19 protein-coding genes and 2 pseudogenes are annotated in these 20,448 nt (G+C 35.7%); 3 read left to right on the forward strand and 18 right to left on the reverse strand.

Going from position 1 to position 20,448, the window contains the following annotated elements:
- Window positions 1-218: 218 nt before the first annotated feature.
- The 3 genes from mnmE to A9G22_RS02085 form a co-directional block, all read right to left on the reverse strand.
- A complete protein-coding gene (gene mnmE / locus A9G22_RS02075; protein WP_065586472.1) occupies window positions 219-1,580 on the reverse strand; it encodes a tRNA uridine-5-carboxymethylaminomethyl(34) synthesis GTPase MnmE in 1,362 nt (453 codons plus the stop codon).
- A 152-nt stretch (window positions 1,581-1,732) separates the two neighbouring features.
- Window positions 1,733-2,317 (reverse strand): YdcF family protein, encoded by a 585-nt coding sequence (locus A9G22_RS02080; protein ID WP_065586499.1) that lies wholly within the window; start codon window positions 2,315-2,317, stop codon window positions 1,733-1,735.
- A gap of 4 nt (window positions 2,318-2,321) precedes the next feature.
- Window positions 2,322-2,891, reverse strand: coding sequence for a DNA-3-methyladenine glycosylase I (locus A9G22_RS02085; RefSeq protein WP_075508270.1), 570 nt, complete (start codon window positions 2,889-2,891; stop codon window positions 2,322-2,324).
- A gap of 243 nt (window positions 2,892-3,134) precedes the next feature.
- On the opposite strand from A9G22_RS02085, the gene A9G22_RS02090 reads away from it, so the two are divergent.
- Window positions 3,135-4,487: an MFS transporter gene (locus A9G22_RS02090; RefSeq protein WP_075508271.1), complete on the forward strand. Its 1,353-nt coding sequence runs from the start codon at window positions 3,135-3,137 to the stop codon at window positions 4,485-4,487.
- A gap of 81 nt (window positions 4,488-4,568) precedes the next feature.
- Here the strand turns inward: A9G22_RS02090 and gorA are convergent, their stop codons facing one another.
- From gorA to ribH, 11 genes and pseudogenes are all read right to left on the reverse strand, one after another.
- Window positions 4,569-5,921 carry a glutathione-disulfide reductase gene (gene gorA, locus A9G22_RS02095; RefSeq protein WP_065586469.1) on the reverse strand — a complete coding sequence of 451 codons (1,353 nt, stop codon included), beginning with the start codon at window positions 5,919-5,921 and terminating at the stop codon, window positions 4,569-4,571.
- Window positions 5,922-6,195: 274 nt separating this feature from the next.
- A complete protein-coding gene (hldE, locus tag A9G22_RS02100) occupies window positions 6,196-7,620 on the reverse strand; it encodes a bifunctional D-glycero-beta-D-manno-heptose-7-phosphate kinase/D-glycero-beta-D-manno-heptose 1-phosphate adenylyltransferase HldE (RefSeq protein WP_065586468.1) in 1,425 nt (474 codons plus the stop codon).
- A 54-nt stretch (window positions 7,621-7,674) separates the two neighbouring features.
- Complete coding sequence (gene tatC, locus A9G22_RS02105; RefSeq protein ID WP_065586467.1) at window positions 7,675-8,436, reverse strand: twin-arginine translocase subunit TatC; 762 nt, start codon at window positions 8,434-8,436, stop codon at window positions 7,675-7,677.
- A gap of 44 nt (window positions 8,437-8,480) precedes the next feature.
- A pseudogene (tatB, locus tag A9G22_RS02110) lies at window positions 8,481-8,774 on the reverse strand (Sec-independent protein translocase protein TatB); the annotation flags it as partial.
- A 3-nt stretch (window positions 8,775-8,777) separates the two neighbouring features.
- Complete coding sequence (gene tatA / locus A9G22_RS11760) at window positions 8,778-9,002, reverse strand: twin-arginine translocase TatA/TatE family subunit (protein ID WP_065586466.1); 225 nt, start codon at window positions 9,000-9,002, stop codon at window positions 8,778-8,780.
- 83 nt (window positions 9,003-9,085) lie between these two features.
- Window positions 9,086-10,630 (reverse strand): ubiquinone biosynthesis regulatory protein kinase UbiB, encoded by a 1,545-nt coding sequence (gene ubiB / locus A9G22_RS02120; RefSeq protein ID WP_065586465.1) that lies wholly within the window; start codon window positions 10,628-10,630, stop codon window positions 9,086-9,088.
- Between the two features lie 14 nt (window positions 10,631-10,644).
- Window positions 10,645-11,421, reverse strand: a complete 777-nt coding sequence (ubiE, locus tag A9G22_RS02125; protein WP_065586464.1) for a bifunctional demethylmenaquinone methyltransferase/2-methoxy-6-polyprenyl-1,4-benzoquinol methylase UbiE — start codon at window positions 11,419-11,421, stop codon at window positions 10,645-10,647.
- A 61-nt stretch (window positions 11,422-11,482) separates the two neighbouring features.
- Window positions 11,483-12,418, reverse strand: a complete 936-nt coding sequence (gene nadR, locus A9G22_RS02130; RefSeq protein ID WP_065586463.1) for a multifunctional transcriptional regulator/nicotinamide-nucleotide adenylyltransferase/ribosylnicotinamide kinase NadR — start codon at window positions 12,416-12,418, stop codon at window positions 11,483-11,485.
- A gap of 147 nt (window positions 12,419-12,565) precedes the next feature.
- Entirely contained in the window at window positions 12,566-13,621 is a 1,056-nt protein-coding gene (locus tag A9G22_RS02135) for a TrmH family RNA methyltransferase (RefSeq protein WP_075508272.1), read from the reverse strand.
- A gap of 21 nt (window positions 13,622-13,642) precedes the next feature.
- Window positions 13,643-14,062, reverse strand: coding sequence for a transcription antitermination factor NusB (gene nusB / locus A9G22_RS02140; RefSeq protein WP_065586461.1), 420 nt, complete (start codon window positions 14,060-14,062; stop codon window positions 13,643-13,645).
- A 4-nt stretch (window positions 14,063-14,066) separates the two neighbouring features.
- A complete protein-coding gene (ribH, locus tag A9G22_RS02145; protein WP_065586460.1) occupies window positions 14,067-14,537 on the reverse strand; it encodes a 6,7-dimethyl-8-ribityllumazine synthase in 471 nt (156 codons plus the stop codon).
- A gap of 395 nt (window positions 14,538-14,932) precedes the next feature.
- Between ribH and lpcA the strand changes: the two genes are divergently transcribed.
- Window positions 14,933-15,511 (forward strand): D-sedoheptulose 7-phosphate isomerase, encoded by a 579-nt coding sequence (gene lpcA / locus A9G22_RS02150; protein WP_065586459.1) that lies wholly within the window; start codon window positions 14,933-14,935, stop codon window positions 15,509-15,511.
- Between the two features lies 1 nt (window position 15,512).
- Window positions 15,513-16,292, forward strand: a complete 780-nt coding sequence (locus A9G22_RS02155; RefSeq protein WP_065586458.1) for a class II glutamine amidotransferase — start codon at window positions 15,513-15,515, stop codon at window positions 16,290-16,292.
- A 386-nt stretch (window positions 16,293-16,678) separates the two neighbouring features.
- On the opposite strand, the gene A9G22_RS11220 is transcribed toward A9G22_RS02155, so the two are convergent.
- The 4 genes and pseudogenes from A9G22_RS11220 to A9G22_RS02170 form a co-directional block, all read right to left on the reverse strand.
- Window positions 16,679-17,026, reverse strand: a complete 348-nt coding sequence (locus A9G22_RS11220) for a hypothetical protein (protein ID WP_141669946.1) — start codon at window positions 17,024-17,026, stop codon at window positions 16,679-16,681.
- A gap of 132 nt (window positions 17,027-17,158) precedes the next feature.
- A pseudogene (locus A9G22_RS11765) lies at window positions 17,159-17,621 on the reverse strand (methylglyoxal synthase).
- A 113-nt stretch (window positions 17,622-17,734) separates the two neighbouring features.
- Window positions 17,735-18,874: a porin gene (locus A9G22_RS02165; RefSeq protein ID WP_065586456.1), complete on the reverse strand. Its 1,140-nt coding sequence runs from the start codon at window positions 18,872-18,874 to the stop codon at window positions 17,735-17,737.
- Between the two features lie 304 nt (window positions 18,875-19,178).
- Window positions 19,179-20,324: a porin gene (locus A9G22_RS02170; protein WP_081296947.1), complete on the reverse strand. Its 1,146-nt coding sequence runs from the start codon at window positions 20,322-20,324 to the stop codon at window positions 19,179-19,181.
- Window positions 20,325-20,448: the final 124 nt, after the last annotated feature.

Below are 20,448 nucleotides of genomic sequence, written 5' to 3' on the forward strand. Positions count from 1 at the left end.
CCCAAAAGATATAAATCTCATGCTTCTGTTTGATGAGTATTATTAATTCATTCAATATAGCCATTTTGATAAGACTTGCTGTATAACTCCCCATTTTTCAATTACCTTAAAATGTTTGATTAAGGTATATTTGTTCTCGATAATTAGCAAAAAGATATATCTGAGATTTAATTTGGCTTTGTTAAACAAAGCCTCAAAAATAGTAAATTTAGATTTACTTATTTACCAATACAAAATGAACTAAATATACGGCCTAATAAATCATCAGAGGTAAATTCTCCCGTAATTTCGCTCAGGGCTTCTTGTGCTAGTCTTAGCTCTTCAGCTAGCAGTTCGCCAGCATGGAAAGTAATGAGTTGGTACTTACCATTATTTAAGTGTTCTGCTGCTTTTTCTAGTGCTTGCAGATGACGGCGACGTGCTAAAAATCCACCTTCAGTGCTACTGGTAAAGCCCATGACTTGTTTAAGATGATCACGTAATAAAGCAATTCCCTCTCCTGTTCGTGCTGAAAGCTGAATCAGTGAGTAGCCGTTTACTTCACTGTATCCTAGTGCTTCGCCAGTTAAATCGGCTTTGTTGCGGATGACGGTGACGGGCATATTTTTAGGCAAGCGTTCAATAAATTCTGGCCATAGTTTTTCTGGATTGGTTTCTGTTGTCGTTGTGCTGTCGACCATAAATAATACACGATCAGCTTGCTCTATTTCTTGCCAAGCGCGTTCAATGCCAATGCGTTCCACTTCGTCACTGGCTTCACGTAAACCTGCGGTATCAATAATATGCAGCGGCATACCATCAATGTGAATATGTTCGCGTAGCACGTCTCGAGTTGTGCCGGCGATATCGGTCACAATGGCGGCATCACGCCCTGCCAGTGCATTAAGTAGGCTTGATTTACCGGCATTAGGCCGTCCTGCTATAACGACTTTCATGCCTTCTCGTAATAGCGTTCCTTGTTTCGCTTCTTGCCGTACTTCGCTTAAGCGAGTAATGACTTCGTTTAGTTGTGCTTCAATTTTACCGTCTGATAGAAAGTCAATCTCTTCTTCGGGGAAATCAATTGCTGCTTCGGTAAAAATGCGTAAATGGATTAATGACTCAACCAGTGCATTTACTTTTTTAGAAAATACACCTTGTAAGGATGATATTGCTGATTTTGCTGCCTGTTCTGAACTAGCATCAATTAAATCAGCAATCGCTTCGGCTTGAGCAAGATCTAGTTTATCATTTAAAAATGCCCGTTCTGAAAATTCACCTGGGCGAGCAATACGGACATGCGGCACTTCAAGAACACGTTTTAAGAGTAAATCTAAAATAATCGGTCCACCATGTCCTTGTAGTTCAAGCACATCTTCGCCAGTAAATGAATGAGGATTTGGGAAGAATAAAGCAATGCCCTCATCTAAGGTTGAACCATCTGAGGCTAAAAAAGGCAAATAATCAGCATGACGAGGCTTAGGCAATTTGCCTAATACAGCTTGAGCAACAGCCTGAACCTTTGGCCCTGAAATACGTAAAATACCGACCCCACCACGACCAGGTGGGGTTGCTTGCGCGACAATAGTATCTGAATTCATATGTATCAATTTCTAAATTAAACAGCAATACATCATAATACCATGGACAAGACGCAAAAACAGCTGTTGCTTATTTAGCTAATCATACAAAGATATGTCATTTTAAAAATCAAGCGGTTTAAATGAATAGTCAAAAAAGGTTCTGTCTAAATCTAATTTTTAGGATGATCAAATAACCACGAATTAGCTAATGCTAAAGGCTCTCTTATCATTGCGATATATTTATCAAAATTAGAAAAACGCAATGGCGCCGATAATCCCGATACATCCGTCACCCCTGAACGTTGAGCTAGCATTACCGAGCGTAATAAATGAAAATCATTAGTAACAACAACCGTTTTCCCTAAAGGCAATACCACATTGGCATATATAAATTGTTGGGCTGTTCGGGTTGATTTGTCTTCAATATAGATTCGCGAAGCGTCTATTCCTTGGTTTACCAAGTAATTAAACATCACGCTAGCTTCAGTGGCTGATTCGTCTTTGCCTTGTCCACCACAAACAACAGCTTTCGTATTGGGATTATTTTGCAAATAAGTGGCAGCTACATCTAAGCGAATTTGTAAGGTTAAAGGCGCCATTGCTGGCGTGCCAACAACTTGTGAACCCAACACAACTAGTGTATCAGCGTTATTAATGGGCTTTTGTTGAGCATAGATAAAAATAATAATATTACAAACAATAAAATAACCTAAAATGGCGATAACAGCATAATTGAATAATTTTAAAATTATCATTAAATCAATATCCTTTTTTAAAGCAATCGTCAAAATGGTCATTGATTAGTCCCATTGATTGCATAAATGCATAACAAATCGTTGAGCCAACAAAACTAAAGCCCCTCTTTTTTAATGCCTTTGACATCTGGTCAGATAGTTCGGTGCTCACGGGGACTTCACTCTTGTCTTTATAGTGGTTAATCATCGGCTTACCCCCAACAAAAGACCAAATAAATTGTGAAAAATCTTCGTTATTTTTTTGCATTAATAAATACGCTTGAGCATTTTTGATTATACTATTGAGCTTGAGACGGTTACGGATTAATCCTTTGTTTTCCATAAATAATTCAATGTCTTCTTCGGTCAATTGAACAATTTTTTCAGGATTAAAATCAAAAAAACAACGGCGATATTCTTGCCGTTTTTTTAGTACAGTGATCCACGATAAACCGGCTTGTTGTCCTTCTAAACAAATTTTTTCAAATAGTTTAAGGCTATCATATTGGGCTATGCCCCATTCGTTGTCATGATAATCGATATACAGCGGATCATTTGTTACCCAACCGCAACGCTTTACTTTTTGGTCTATCATTAAATCATCCTTATTGTATTAACCACCATGATATGGTAAATGGTGATATTTTTATCCAATAAAATATAAATATATTAAGATTATAATTCAAATAGACAGTTTAATGTCATTCATTAAATTTTTTTATGATGGAAAAAAAGGCATCTTTTTGTGGCAGAATGAGGATTCTTTATAAGATTTGGTCAAAAAAATAAATTTTCTTGATTTGCTATATCAATTTAACAATGAAAATAAGGTTAGTTCATGAATCAGTCTGAAATCAATGCTCAGTGGCAACCCACTGCACGACCATTAAATAGTAAAGATTTAAAAACGTTAGTGTTGTCTTCTTTAGGCGGTACATTAGAGTTCTATGATTTTGTTATCTATGCACTTTACATTGATACCATCGTCAAACCACTCTTTTTACCCCATTCGTTATCGCCTTTGACATTAGATCTGTTTGCTTGGGGGATTTTCGCTGCTGGTTATTTGGTGCGCCCTATTGGTGGCATTATTATGGCTCACTTTGGCGATAAAGTTGGCCGTAAAAAGATGTTTACTTTAAGTGTTGCCTTGATGGCACTACCAACCTTTATCATTGGTATTTTGCCTACTTACGAAATGATTGGTATTTTTGCGCCATTGTTACTTTTGGTCATGCGTATGTTGCAAGGAGCCGCTATTGGCGGTGAAATGCCTGGCGCTTGGGTATTTATTGCTGAACATGTACCAAAGCAGCGTTATGGACTCGGCGTTGGCACATTAACTTCGGGTATTACTGGTGGGATTTTGCTTGGTTTTATTGTCACGATTATTATCGATCTTTGTTTTACGACACAAAATATTTTAGATTACGCTTGGCGTATTCCCTTCATTATTGGGGGAATTTTTGGGATTATTTCAGTTTATTTACGCCGTTTTCTTTCTGAAACACCTATTTTTAAAGAATTAGCTGCTCGTAAAGCAATTGAGAAAAATATCCCAGTTGTTACTGTACTTCAAAAACACAAAACAGCCTGTTTGATTGTTGCATTATTAACTTGGTCATTATCCACAGCAATTATGGTGGGAATTTTAATTACGCCTGGCCGTATTGTGGGCGGAATGTATCATTTTGCTAACCTTGATTGGCGGAGCGGTGGTTGTATTGCGGCTTTAACCTTAACATTAGGTTGTGTTATTTTTGGATGGTTGGATGATAAACTTGGCTCAACAAAAACCGTAATGATTTGCTGGGGAGGTCTTACTGTTTCTAGTCTCTATTTTTATAGTTCTTTATCACCTGATATGTCAATCACCAAGCTTTATTTGATTTGGGCTGTGTTTGGGCTTTTTATCGGCTCTGTCGTCATGACACCAATTATTGGAACAAGGACATTTCCACCAGCAATTCGCTATTCAGGTTTGTCTTTTTCTTATAATTTAGCTTATGCGTTATTTAGTGCTATTACGCCAACGTTAACGATTTATCTATTAAGTCCTGAACATTTATTAGGGAAATATAGTTATCTGGGTGCGGGTATCTATATCTCTTTTGTGGCACTAATTGCAATTGGAGTGGGTTTCTATCCTTTAGCAAAAAAGGGCTGGAGCAGTAATTCAACTAATCATTAACAGTAAGATTTCTTTTGCAATAAAAAGCAGAGAACTCCTCTGCTTTTTTATTTAACTTAGTGCTATACAGTAGCTGCCATATTAACGCATAGTAACAAACTCTTCAGCAGCAGTTGGGTGAATTGCAACGGTGTTATCAAAATCCTTTTTCGTTGCACCCATTTTTAGTGCTACGGCAAAGCCTTGTAACATTTCGTCCATCCCATATCCAATACCATGAATACCAACAATTTTTTCATCTTTACCGGCGCACACTAGCTTCATACGACATGGTTGACGATGTTGTGTAACTGCGGTATACATGGCCGTAAAAGTGGATTTATAGACTTTGACGTTTTCTTGACCATATTGCTGTATCGCTTCTGGCTCCGTCAACCCTACTGTTCCAATTGCTGGATGGGTGAAGACAACGGTTGGAATATTACTATAATCTAAATGTTCATCAGGCTTATTGTTAAAAAGCCTTTCTGATAAGCGACGACCAGCAGCAACCGCAACCGGCGTTAATGCCATGGCACCTGTATCATCACCGACAGAATAAATACCCCGTACATTGGTATTTTGATATTTATCCACTATCACAAAGCCTTTATTATCAATTTCAATTCCTGCTGCCTGTAAATTCATGTCATTTGTAGCTGGTTCACGACCTATTGCCCAAATTAAACAATCGACTGTATAACTTTCACCATTTTCAAGGATTAATGTTAAAGAATTGTCACTATTTTTTGTAACAGATTGCGGAATCGCAAAGGTATGTAATTGTTGCCCTTCAGTAGTAATAACCTCCATCAAGGTTTCAACAATAAGTGGATCAAAAGATCGTAGTGGTGTAGCATTGCGAACAAATTGATGAGTTTGCGCGCCAAGTGCATGTAATACACTTGCGATTTCGCAAGCAATATAACCAGCGCCAACAACCGCCACACGCTTAGGTAAGGCTTTTAGTGCAAAGAAACCATCAGATGTAATACCATATTGCGCACCAGGGATATTCGGAATCGTTGGTTTACCCCCGACAGCTATCAGAATATGATCGGCACTATAATGTTCGCCATTTACCTCAACGGTATGAGAGTCAACAAACTTAGCATATCCATGAATCACATCAACTTTATTATTATTGAGAATTCGATCATACGATTGATGGATTCGATCAATATAAGCAGTTCGGCTAGCAATTAATTTATCCCAATTGAATTGATTCATGGTGGTATCAAAACCGTAATCGGGGCCATAGTGATTAATCGCTTCAGCAATTTGTGCACCATACCACATGACTTTTTTAGGCACACACCCAACATTTACACAGGTTCCGCCTAATAATTTTGCCTCAATAATAGCACATTTTTTTCCATAGGATGCAGCTCGGTTAACTGATGCTATCCCACCACTACCGCCACCAATAGCAATATAATCATAATGTTTGGTCATAAAATATCCTTAATACTCATTTTCATAATTTGGTTATTAGCTTTGCATAAAGCGCATAATAAAAAAAGTATTAATTTTGAAATTTAATAATAGTTATTAACGATTGATCATACTAATCATTATTAACGTTCTATATTATTAAGAGACTTGATGAAAATGGTGACCAATTTTTATATTAAGTTATGTTTAAAACAAGATAATAGCTAATTGAAGTTATAGAAGCTTGAGAAACAATCGGTTACTTACCGAAGTAGCCGATTTTATCTACTACAATTTAGCGATTTTTTATTGCATTAATAATGTTAGTCGTGGAACAGCCATCTTCAAAGTTAAGCACTTTAACACTACCGCCAGCAGCGATAACTTCTTTTCCCCCAGCAATATCTTCGGGTTTATAATCGCCACCTTTGACTAAGACATCGGGCAAGACGCTAGCAATTAATCGTTGAGGGGTTTCTTCTTCAAATGGAACAACCCAGTCAACTGAATCAAGCGCTCCCAGTACAATCATTCGTTGCATTAACGGGTTAATCGGTCGGGATTCGCCCTTTAACTGTTTAACCGAGGTATCACTGTTCACAGCAACAATTAAACGATCCCCTAGTTTACGCGCATTAGCAAGGTAAGAAACATGACCCGCATGTAAGATATCAAAGCAACCATTGGTCATAACAATTTTTTCACCACGCATGCGCGCCTTTTGTACTTCTTCTTTGAGTTCCTCTTCTGTCATTACCCCAAAACCGTCATCGGCACGGGCTCGAATAGCATTACTTAGCTCGACTTGCGAAACCGTTGATGTACCCAGTTTACCAACAACAACACCGGCTGCGGCATTGGCTAAAAAACAGCTCTCTTCTAAAGATTGCCCCGCTGCTAACGCCGCTGCTAAGGTGGCAATTACAGTATCGCCAGCACCAGTCACATCAAACACTTCTTTGGCTTGAGTCGGTAGATGATAGATCGGTTTATCTAATTGGAGTAACGTCATGCCTTTTTCACTTCGTGTTACTAAAAGTGCTTTTAGATCGTACTGTTTAATCAGCTGGTAACCTTTCTCTACGATATCTTCTTCGCTTTGACAATGGCCGACTACGGCTTCAAACTCTGACATATTAGGTGTTAGGATTGTTGCTCCACGATAACGTTCAAAATCCGTACCTTTGGGATCAACTAAAATCGGTACATTGGCTTGATTGGCAAGCTTAATCATTGCTTGAACTGCTGATAATGCCCCCTTAGCATAATCTGACAGAACTAACACTTTATGGGTTGTTAATGCAGTTTGAATGCGCTCAAGAATAGGCGTTGCATCAATATTACCAAATCCTTCTTCAAAATCGATACGAATCAATTGTTGATTGCGTGATAGAACTCGTAATTTGGTGATGGTTGGGTGCGTTGAAACGGATACAAAATCACAGTGAACTTTATGTTTACTGAGTTGTTCATCAAGAATTTTTGCAGGTTCATCAATGCCTGTTAAGCCAATAAGTCGTGCATTACCACAAAGTGAAGTAATATTCATGGCAACATTGGCAGCGCCGCCTGGGCGTTCTTCTAAAGAGTCGATTTTAACAACTGGCACTGGTGCTTCAGGCGATATTCGATTAGTTCCCCCATACCAATAGCGATCTAACATAATATCGCCCACAACTAATACATTGGCACAATTAAAATCAGGTAATGATGTATTCATTATGACTCTTTATCCTTACTTGTTCTGTTTAATTCATTGGTTATCTGTTTATGTCTATTGTTCAGATTCTTGGCTATCGTCTTCTATATTGTCATTATTACGTGGTTGATAAAAACGGGCAAAGAAAGTCCCTATTTCAAATAATAAACAGATAGGTACAGCCAATAATATTTGCGAAAATACATCTGGAGGTGTTACAAACATCGCGACAGCAAATACCCCAACAATAATATATGGGCGTTTTTTTCGTAGACTTTTAGGCGTCGTTATTCCTGTCCAACAAAGCAAAATAATAGCGACTGGAACTTCAAAAGCAAAACCAAATACCACAAAAAGTGTCATAACAAAATCAAGATACTTTGTGATGTCAGTATTAATAGCCACATCAACCGGCGCTGTATGAATAAAAAAGTAAAACGCGAGTGGAAACACCACAAAATAAGCAAAGGCGATACCAAGATAAAAAAGAATCGTGCTTGATATAATTAGTGGCATCACCAAACGTCTTTCATGTTGGTACAATGCTGGTGCGATAAATCCCCAAATTTGGTACAGTACATACGGAATTGAAATAAATATCGCCACCACGGTTGTTAGCTTAATTGGCGTAAAAAATGGGGCTGCAATATCGGTTGCTATCATGCTACTACCTTGAGGTAATTGGCTGATAAGTGGATTTGCTACAATGTAATAAATATCATTGGAAAAATAGAGTAAACAAGCTAATACCAACAAGATGCAGATAATGCAACGTAGTAATCGTGTTCTGAGTTCAACAAGATGACCAATTAATGGTTGAGTAGCGTCGTCTGTCATGGTTTATTTTTATCTGTGTCAATTTGGGGATTGATTTGCGTTGTAGAGTCGATTTCATTTTTTAAGGATTCTGTTACGCGCTTTAAATCATCGATAGATTCTTGAATTTCTGGCGTAAGTGTTGTTAAACCACTTTGTTCAGCCTTTTTTAAACTATCTTGTAATTCTTGTAGTTTAAGTTCTTTATTTAACTCTAACTGTACAGTGGCTGACATGCGACGTAACACCTTTATCCATCCTGCAACTGCTTTTATCGCAACAGGTAATCGTTCTGGCCCTAACACCACCAGACCAATAATTAATACTAATAGTAATTGCCCAAAGCTGATATCGAACACAGTTTACTCTTTTTTGTTGTGATTATTAGAATCAGATGAGTCGATATTCTCGACTTTTTGTGAATTATCAAACTCTTTTTTACCGTCATTGTCATCATCACTCATGGCTTTTTTAAAGCCTTTAATTGATGCGCCAAGATCAGAGCCCAATGAACGTAATTTTTTCGTTCCAAATAACAATACAACAACAGCAATTAATATGAGGAGTTGAGGCAAGCTTGGCATCATGATAATTATCTCCTATGGGGTTAATAGCTAAATTATACACGCAAATTATAATATTCCAAAATAACTAGCTTAGAGCGATATCTTTAATGAACAAACAGTATTATAATACATAAAGTACAAAACAACCCAAGCATCCCGTATAGATTTCGTTCACGCCTTTTACTACGTTGTAATTCTTGATTGATTTGTTTTAATTGAACATTCATCTGTTTGGTTATTCGCTCATAGTTATTTAATTTTTCTGGTAACTGTGGCAACATGGTTCGCCACTCTGGTAACGATTCCCAAGCTTGTTGCAGAATTTTTTTAGCACTATATTTATCTTTATACCACTTTTCTAAAAACGGCTTTGCTGTTTGCCATAAATCAAGTTCGGGGTAAAGCTGGCGTCCAAGCCCTTCAATATAAAATAACGTTTTTTCAAGAAGAGTTAATTGGGGTTGAATATCCATTTCAAATTGACGCGCCACTTGAAATAATTGCAGTAAAATCTGTGAAAATGAGATCTCAGCAAGAGGTTTTGCAAATGCTAGTTCACAAACATTGCGCATCGCCATTTCAAGCGCTATAACATCAGTCGTTGCTGGTACCCAGCCTGAAGCGATATAGGTTTCGGCTATTTTTCGATAATCTCGATTAAAAAAGGCCAAGAAATTTTCAGCAAGGTAGCGTTGATCATCATCACTCAATATGCCAACAATGGCACAATCAATTCCAATATAACGTGGATTTTGTGGATCGGTAATATCGACAAAAATATTACCCGGATGCATATCAGCATGAAAAAAGTTATCACGAAATACCTGAGTAAAAAAGGCTTGTACACCTCGTTCTGCAAGTAATTTCATATTGACATTATTCTGCTTGAGCTGGTCGATATTTGCAATAGAAACTCCTTTAATACGCTCTTCAACCATCACGTTTTTTCGGCACAGTTCTTGATAAACATAAGGGATATATAACGTATCGCTATTGATAAAATTATCACGCAATCTAATGGTATTGTAAGCCTCTTTTTGTAAATCTAATTCTTTTAATAGTGTCATTTCATAATCATACACTATTTCAACAGCTCGCAATTTTTCGCCTGATTTGATACGTTTAGTAAATTGTTTAGCTACCCAATACATCACCGCGATATCAGCTTGAATAACCGGTAAAATATTAGGGCGTAAAACTTTGATAACAACCTCGGCTTGGCTACGTTTTAATACTGCGGTATGAACCTGTGCAATTGATGCTGATGCTAGTGGTGTTTCGTCAAAATCAGCAAAATAATAATCAATAGGTTGCCCTAAAGCTGTTTCAATCAATTGTTTAGCAATGTTACCGTCAAAAGGAATAACTTGGTCTTGTAATTTAGCTAAAGCATCAGCTATGTGTTTTGGCAAAACATCACGCCGAGTTGAAATCATTTGTCCAAGCTTTATCCAAACCGGACCTAATTCTTGTAGTGCTTGTTGTAAGCGCTCACCAACTTCTTGCTGTTTCGCTTTAGGTCTAACCCAAAACAAGCAAAACAATAAAGTACGCAGCCATTTTGACAAACGATATTTTGTCGGCAATAGTTCATTTAATTGATAGGCTCGAAATACGGTTAATATTTTATACAGTCTAAAAAATGTCATTATTATTTATCACATCAAAATTTAAAGCCAGTATGTAATGCAACAATGCCACCAGTCATATTGTGATATTTCACATCAACAAAACCAGCATCTTCCATCATTTTTTTCAATGTATTTTGATCGGGATGCATGCGAATTGATTCGGCTAAATAACGATAACTTTCAGAATCATTTGCCACAATTTTGCCCATTAATGGTAGCATGGTAAATGAATACAGATCATACGCTTTATTTAGAATTTGATATTGAGGTTTAGAAAACTCAAGAATCAATAAACGTCCACCAGGTTTCAATACCCGCCACATAGAACGTAAGGCCTTTTCTTTATCAGTGACATTGCGTAAACCAAATGAAATTGTTATACAATCAAAATAGTTGTCAGCAAAAGGTAATTCTTCAGCATTGGCTTGTACATATTCGATATTTTTAAATAATCCTTTGTCACGCAGTTTATCCCGCCCAACTTTTAACATCGATTCGTTAATATCAGCTAAAACAACTAATCCATTATCACCAACAAGTTGCGAAAATTTTGCCGTTAAGTCACCAGTGCCCCCAGCCAGATCTAAAACTTTTTGTCCTGTACGCACACTGCTATATTCAATGGCAATTCTTTTCCAAATTCGATGGATACCAAATGACATGAGATCATTCATGACATCATATTTATCAGCAACCGAGTTAAATACTTCAGCGACACGTTTTACTTTTTCTTGTTTTGGAACTTGCATGTAACCAAAATCAATTTTTTCTTGATTTGTATTGTCTTGTTTATCAGAAGATTGAGACATAAAATTTACCTATCACAAAGATTTACCTTATTTTAGCATAAGCCACAATAAATGTGATGAACTAAATCAATAATGCTTCAACCTTCTTGGAGACTGTTTCAAAATAGTCCAGTTGTGAAAATTGTGAGTTTAAATCTTTTTCGTGAATAACTAAATCAAAATGGTAACTGTCTTTAAAGGCTTTTAAAACATCATTATCTTTTTGGAAGATTTGATTGTAATAGTGCGCTAGTGTTTCAAAATCAATTGAGGTAAAAACAAGCTTATTAGCGGTTTCAACGGCCTTTGAAACTCGTTCAACATGTAACATCGCAATTTTAATGTAATCAGTTTCACTCAAATAGCGTTTATTATGATGAGTTGATATTTCGCGCTCAATATAATTAATATAACCATTAGACACGTATTGAGTATTATAAATATTAGCCAGCTGAATAGGTAAGTCACAAAATCTCCCTTGACCAATAATAGCTACTTTTTTAACAAAAAAAGGTTTTGCTGCTTGTGCAATAAAAGACCAGTTTTTATAAGGATTTTCACGAATTTGTGTCGCGCTAATATTCATAAAATCTCGATTAGCATCGACAATGACTACTGGACAGCCAAAATAGAATTCATGGTTTTTGACATCTTGCGGCTCACTAGTAAATACTACATTGGGTTTAATTTTATGTGAAGAAAGAATCTGTTTAACACGATAGCTCCAATCTTGCCAACCATTCGGATAAAATTCAATACCCGCTTCATCAAGTACATGGATATGAATATTGTGGCGATCTTTAAACGTCTCTTTTAACCACGAAAAACGGTCGCTGACTTGAGGTTGTTTTGGTAAATGGCTTTTATTAAAAAGTTGCTTATCGCGTGTTGCTTCACAACCAAGAAGAATATGTAATTCATCAACTTGGCTCATGGCTTTTTCAATCAAATAAATATGACCACAATGTAAAGGATAAAACTTCCCGAAAATTAAACCAACTTTATGCTTAAAAGCCATGACCATTACCAAAACACAAGAAATTAATAATAATTTACAGAAAAAAAAAGCAATTTCTAATCAAATTATGCTATTTGATATATTTTATCAACTGGTAAAATAACTATTATTATATAATCAACTGATATTAAATAAAAAAATATGCCTTTATTTTTGTAAGTTAGACAATAAAATCCCCGTTGCGACCGAAATATTTAAAGCGGGCATGTTATCATTGCCTTTTAAATGCACAACAACGCTAGCAGAATTGATGAGTTTCATATTAATTTGTTGAAATATGACTAACGCAACTTTTTTATTAAAACGAATTTTATGTAGTTCACTTGATGCAATAGACTTTGCCTGACAAGGTAATAGTGCAACAACTTGGTAACCACGTTGTTTAAGCATATCGAGTGAAGCAACAAAATCATCACTTTTAATTGATTCAATAGCCTCAATACCACCTTCTGCTACGCGCATAGCGGCACCACTATCGAGTAAATTTGTTTGACGTAACATCACACCATTTATCCCATAAAAAGCGGCACTACGAATTAATCCCCCTAGATTATGTGGATTATTGACATCGTCAATTACTAAAACACGATCATGCTCTTTATCACTATTGTCATCTAAATAATCTAATAATGTGAGTGGAACACGCTTTTTAACAATTAAACAGACGCCACCATGGTGTTGAGTTTGGGTTATTTTACTAATTTGTTCACTAGAGACAACATTATAACCTAACCGTTGTTTAACTAACCAGTCAATTAAATCTTTAAAAAGATAAGCCATCTCTTGAGTAATAAATAATTTGACAATCGCTGCACGCCGATGTTTGAAAACAGCCCTACAACTATTTTCACTATAAACTAAAGTTTCTTCTTTCCGTTGACGATATCCGTCATAACCAAATGTAGGTGTTTGTTCATTAGTGCGAACTTTTTTTTTCCATGGTGAATCGTTATCGATGAAAGATTGAGATTGATTAAATTCAACACTAAACTTATTTTTTATAAAATTAGATTTATCATTTCGAGGTTTGAAAGTTTCAATACGATCTTGACGATCGCGTTTGGGTTTCGACTGAAATGAATCATCTTTACGCTTACCCTTCCATCCGGTAGATTTTTCTGTAGCTGAGCGAGAATGTTTCTTAGGTTCACTATTTTTGGCATAAAAAATAGTGGGTTTGCTTTTTTCGTTATTGTCGTTCATATCAATCTCATAATTAATCGGTTATCGCGTACGAATGGTTGGGGCTATTTTATCTAATACACCATTAACAAATTTATGGCTGTCAGCGGCACCAAATGTTTTAGTTAACTCAATAGCTTCATTAATGACTACTTTATAAGGTACATCTTGACGTTTCATTAATTCATATAATGCGATTCTTAGTACCGCTAATTCAATTTGTCCTAATTCATCAACAGAGCGTTCAGTGAGATAAGGCGCCATTTTATCATCTAAATCGGCGGTATTTTTTGCTACCCCATTTAATAATTCACGAAAATACTTAGTATCAACGCCTTTCATATCTTCTTCTGCAATAAAACTTGTCTCAACATCAGCAAGATCGTTTCTGGAAACTTGCCACGAGTAAATGGCTTGTACCGCACATTCTCTTGCTCGACGACGAGGATTAACTAATGCCACTAAATTACTCCTTAATTGCTTTAATAATATTTAGCATTTCCAGCGCAGTTAATGCGGCTTCAGCACCTTTATTGCCGGCCTTAGTACCTGCACGTTCAATAGCTTGTTCTATACTTTCGGTGGTTAAAATACCAAATCCAACTGGAATGGTGTTATCTAGGCTTGCACTTAATAAGCCAGAACTTGATTCACCTGCTACAAAATCAAAATGCGCCGTACTTCCCCGAATGACGGTACCTAACGCCACAATTGCATCATATTTTTTCGACTGTGCTGCAACTTTTGCGGCAAGTGGAATTTCATAAGCACCAGGAACCCAGATAACCGTGATATTTTTATCGTCAACTTGTCCAATACGTGTTAATGCATCAATTGCACCATTTACTAGACTATCATTAATAAAATGATTAAAACGTGCCACCACAATTGCAACTTTCGCCTTTGGCGCAGCCACTTTACCTTCAATTGTTTGCATATTAATTCCTTATCAATTCTATTATGAATGTCATTTCACTCTTTTTTAAGTGAAAAAATACTTAATAAATTGTATCACGAAAGAAAAACTTATCCTATTGGCAAATAACGTTACGGCCAAGTTCTATTCAAGATATTGTTTAAAATAAATGCAAAGAATTTTACTATTGCAAATGTATTATTTGTTAATTTTAAAATTAATTTAAATTTTATCGTTATTTCAACCATTATTATTAGAAGTAATCTTAATTTATTTTTAATTCAATGCTTATTTTTATACTTAATGGCATATTTTCCTGAAAATTTTTATTAAGATAGGGAATTTTATTTTTATCACTTGCAAGCTATTTTGAACAAATTACAATAGTAGATAAATTTATTGATGGAGAAATATCCGTGTACATTGACAATATTCGTAATGAATTAAACCAAGCTATCGACGTATTAACTAATTTTGTTTCAGATGATAAAAACCTGCAACAAATTCAACAAGCCGCAATCTTAATTGCTAATTCGTTTAAACAAGGTGGCAAAGTGTTATCATGCGGTAATGGTGGATCTCATTGCGATGCTATGCATTTTGCTGAGGAGCTAACCGGCCGCTTTCGTGATAATCGCCCTGCTTACCCAGCTATTGCCATATCAGATGTCAGTCATATTTCATGTGTTGGTAATGATTTTGGATTTGATTCCATTTTTTCACGTTATGTAGAAGGTGTCGGGCAAAAAGGTGATGTGCTTTTAGGAATTTCAACTTCAGGAAATTCAACCAACGTATTTAAAGCAATTGAAGTAGCAAAGCAAAAAGGCATGAAAATCATTACATTAACTGGTAAAGATGGCGGTAAAATGAATGGACTTGCCGATGTTGATATCCGTGTTCCACATTTTGGCTATGCCGATCGCGTACAAGAAATCCATATCAAAGTGATCCATATACTTATTTTGCTAATTGAAAAAGAAATGGCCAAATAATATGTGTGAATTATTGGGTATGAGTGCTAATGTGCCAACCGATATTTGCTTTAGTTTTACTAGTTTAATTAAACGGGGTGGGGACAAAGGTCCTCACAAAGATGGTTGGGGAATTACTTTTTATGAAGGAAAAGGCTGCCGGACATTTAAAGATCCCGAACCTTGCAGCTATTCACCTATTGCTACAATGGTGAAAGAATATCCCATCAAATCTAAAGCCGTAATTGCCCATATTCGCCAAGCTAATCGAGGCGGGGTCGCCTTAGAAAATACCCATCCATTTACCCGAGAACTATGGGGAAAGAACTGGACTTTTGCTCATAATGGGCAATTAACTGATTACCAACATTTAGATACAGGGCTATTTCAACCTATTGGTGAAACTGATAGCGAATATGCTTTCTGTTACTTAATAAATCAACTACATCAAAAGTATTCGCAAAAACCGACCAATGATCTTGAGCTGTTTAATTTTATTCAACAATGTGCCAATCAGTTAAGCCAACTTGGTATATTTAATATGCTTCTGTCTGATGGGCAATATGTGTTTGCCTACTGCTCAACCAATTTACATTGGATAACCCGTAAAGCGCCATTTGGCAAAGCAAAATTGCTGGATGAAGATATCGAAATTGATTTTCAACAACATACAACACCAAATGATGTTGTTACCATTATTTCTACATTACCATTAACCTCGAATGAAACATGGCATAAACTTAATACTAACGAGGCTATTTTATTTAAAGGTGGTGAAATTAGCCAATCTTCCTCATTTTAATGTGTGGCATTGGTGGCTCATTTTTAAATTGATATTGTAGATAACTTAAAGTTAATATTCCAATTCTGGTCAGCACTATCTATGGCAGGCGTGGAAAATTAATTTGCATGGCAATTCATAATAGCCAGCACCGGTATAACTAATAAATTCTCACTAGCGCAAGCCCTAAACGACTAAATCCCATATGACTCCCCTCCCTTTACCTTGAGATTACTCAGTACTGTCAATAAAGTTTCACGACCGGGTTCAGAATAATTGCCTCTAAATAAAATAGCTCAATCAGTGATAATAGTACTATGAGTTTTGATATAAAAACCATGATAATAAAAGCGCATGACATTAAAAATAGACCAAATTTAAGGCGTTGATCTAAACTAAAATATTTCTTAATCCAACGAGCGAGTGGGCAAAGCAGTATAAGTTAAAATACCGGCTTGAATAGCATAATGCATCCATTTTACATAACTTGGACTACCTATTACGCTTGTGATTGTTAATGGTAATATCAACTTAAATTGCGCCCATAGTACATAATAACTGGTTAACGTAAGCACATAGCATGTAATTTTTTTGTCTTTTACAACCATTTTCACGCCATTAATAATAGAAGCTTTGGCAATGGTAATACAGGAAGCCGAGAGAAAGAAAATATTAACAATCCCACATAAGAAAAAAGTACAAGCGAAACACCAACACACTAAAGGGAAGTCATAATCAATTAAAATTCCCCCCAATAATAGCGCTAATCACAGCTACTGCATTATCTTATATCACTAGTAGTGATATAAACATGACTAACAAAGTGAGGGTAAAACAAACGGAAATATTTGCCGACCTACTTTACGAATTTGGAATGGTATTGATATTTATTTAACTCTTTGCGCTAAATAACTTTGATAATTAGGTATTTCGTATTAATCTCTTGCGTAAAAATAGAAGAGTGTATCAATGATGGGCTGTTGCTTGATGAGTGGCAACAAGGATATTCCAAACCATCGATAGTCGTAACAGTGCTTTAACTTCATAGAATGAGGTACTGCATTAAGATAACCCCACAAAAAGATTAAGATATCAATTTTACCTTCTGCAATTAATGCACTAATTTGTTAAGCACCCCTCATAGGATCACTTAACATTGGAGTGATAATTTGTCGAATCTCTTTTTTTATTTATTTCATTGCGCTACATAAATTATGACAAGAAATCGCTTCACGATTTTTTATACCAATTGAATAAAAATTCTTTCAAGTGATCGTTAACATCTAAGGCAATATTTTTTAGCCAATAATTTACTGCGTTGTATAAAGCTTCATTGTTATCATAATTTATTATTTATATATTTTTTTAACAGAGTATTAATTAAAGTACAAAGAATATTTAATCGATAGCTGATAATAAAAAAGGCACCGAAGTGCCTTTTAAAATTACCAAGATAAAACCTATTAGAATTGGTAAATTAAACCAAGTGCCACTGTGTCTTTTGTTGTGCCCTTGATTTGTGATTTAGTAAATGAACTATCTTCATATAAAGCACGACGTGCACCGATGTCATCTTTATCTAACAAGTTGATTTTATAATCGATAATAGCTTGTAGATTTTTATTAAAATCATAAGTTAAACCAACATCAACATATTTAGCTAAATCATTACCCTTAAGCCCTGCATCACTTGAATAATTAGATGCATCTTTAACTTTATGTTGGATATAAGCAACAGAAGGAGTTAAACGACCCACTTCGAAGTCAATGCCATATTGAGCAACAAATTCATAACCTTTTGTTTTTAAATCGTCAGCACTACGAGTTGTTGATGCATTGCCCCAGCCGTATTTTTGTTTACCTTGAATATATAACGCTGCTAAATAAAGGTTGTCGTTATCATATTTGATACCAGCTGACCATGCTTTAGCATCTTTATGACCACCCGTTTGTGCATAACCAGCACCAACAGATAAACCAGTATCAAGCACATCCCAGTCAACAACAGAACCCCATGCTTCAGCACTATTACGTTTATCATTACGAGCTTTTTTAAAATGGCTGGTTGAGCTGTTATCACCGTTATCTGCATATTGAACAGCAAAACGTAAACCATTTACCAAGCCAAAGAGATCTGAGTTACGGTAAGTAGCAACGGCTTTAGTACGATCTGTTAATGCATAAAGATCATTATTTGAAGCATCACCACCAAATTCTGGCAAAACGTCAGTATAAGACGTTAATGTTTTTAACACGCCATCATTACGCCCATAATCAAATGAACCAAAATCACCAAAGTTTAAACCAGCAAAAGCATAACGCGTTTCGTTATCAGCATTTTTACCTGTATTTGCTTCGTACTCCCAACGTCCATATCCAGTTACACTGTCTGTCACTTGTGTTTGACCCGACATACCTAAACGTGCAGTGGTTTTGTCACCTTCACCTGTTTGATTATCGCGATCAGTAATATAGTTTAATGCATAAACTCGACCATAAAAGTCCACTTTATTACCATCTTTATTCCACACTTCAATAGAAGCGTTTGCTGTACCTGCAATTAAAAGCGCAGGAATAGCGATTGCTAATAGATTACGTTTCATTTTGTTACCCTCGTAGGTATATTTTTATTAAAAATGCAAATTATTTTGCTCTTAGTTTAATAAATAACTGCCAATAAATAGCAATTACATTATTACTGTGATAACTATTTTTACTAGATAATAAATAGATTTTATTGCATATCTTGCCTATTTAACAAAATAGGTTAAATTATTTCTGCGAAATTACGAGAATTTTAATACTTAATGTAAATTTTTTTTAAACATAAAATGTGTTTTAGATAGAAAAAAATCTAAGAAATGAAAAAAGGCACCTAAGTGCCTTTCTATAACATATTAAAAATAATTAGAATTGGTAAATTAAACCAACACCTAACACATCTTTAGTACCTGGTTTAGCTGGATGATTACTATTATCACTAGTTTCGGTATTGTTTCCAGCACCAACATCATCCTTTTTAAGAAGGTTGAATTTATATTCTACGATAGCACTAAAATTTTTGTTTAAATCGTAAGTTGCACCTACAGATACATATTTAGCTAAAGGTGAATTAACTGAGCTGAATAGTTTTTCATCGTTATAATGAACCGAACCATGTTTCCCTTTATGTTCAACATAAGCGACAGATGGAGTTAAACGCCCCACTTCTAAATCGATACCATATTGAGCAACTAATTCAATACCTCTGATTTTAGCATCAGAATGAGCAACGGTTTTTCCACCACTTGCACTTGTTACGGCTACATAACGTTTTAACTTACTTTGGAAGTAACTAGCTGCTAAATATAAATTGTAATTATCATATTTTAAACCTGTAGTCCAAGTACTATGACGATCATTACTAACAGCTGATTGAGCATAACCACCACCCAATGTTAGACCTGTATCAAAGATACGCCATTGTGCATTAGCACCATAAGCTTCTCTTGACTCATCTTTAACAGAGTCTTCAGTATATGCTGAATTATCACCATTATCAGCATATTGCAATGCAAAACTTAAATCATCAGTTAAACCAAAAAAGTTGTTATTACGATAAGTTGCAACTGCTTTAGTACGAGATGAAAGTACATTCCAAGCATTGTTTGCAGCGTCACCGCCAAATTGAGGTAACACATCGGTATAAGCTGTAATTGCTTTTAACACACCATCGTTACGACCATAGTCGAACGAGCCTACATCACCAAAGTTCAAACCAGCAAATGCATAACGTATTTCGCTAGCAGATTTTTTACCTGCTTTAGCTTCGTATTCCCAACGGCCATAGCCAGTTACACTATCTGTGATTTGGGTTTGACCAGACATACCTAAACGAGCTGAAGTATCATCACCTTCACCCTTTTGGGCGCGATCTGTGATGTTGTTAGCTGCTTTTACTCGACCGTAAAAGTCAACTTTATTACCATCTTTGTTCCAGACTTCGATAGATGCATTTGCTCCAGCTGCTACTAAAAGAGCAGGGATTGCGATTGCTAAAAGATTACGTTTCATTATTTTTACCCTCATGGTTATTTTAAAATGACACCTTCCATAAGTTTTAGCGCCATTTTTGTACAATAATTATTCATCCAAAAAATAATATTTTATCTATTACTTTCTTATCTACTTTTTACAG

Origin of the sequence: Gilliamella sp. App2-1 (assembly GCF_001690255.1) — a bacterium.
Lineage (GTDB): Bacteria > Pseudomonadota > Gammaproteobacteria > Enterobacterales > Orbaceae > Gilliamella > Gilliamella apicola_G.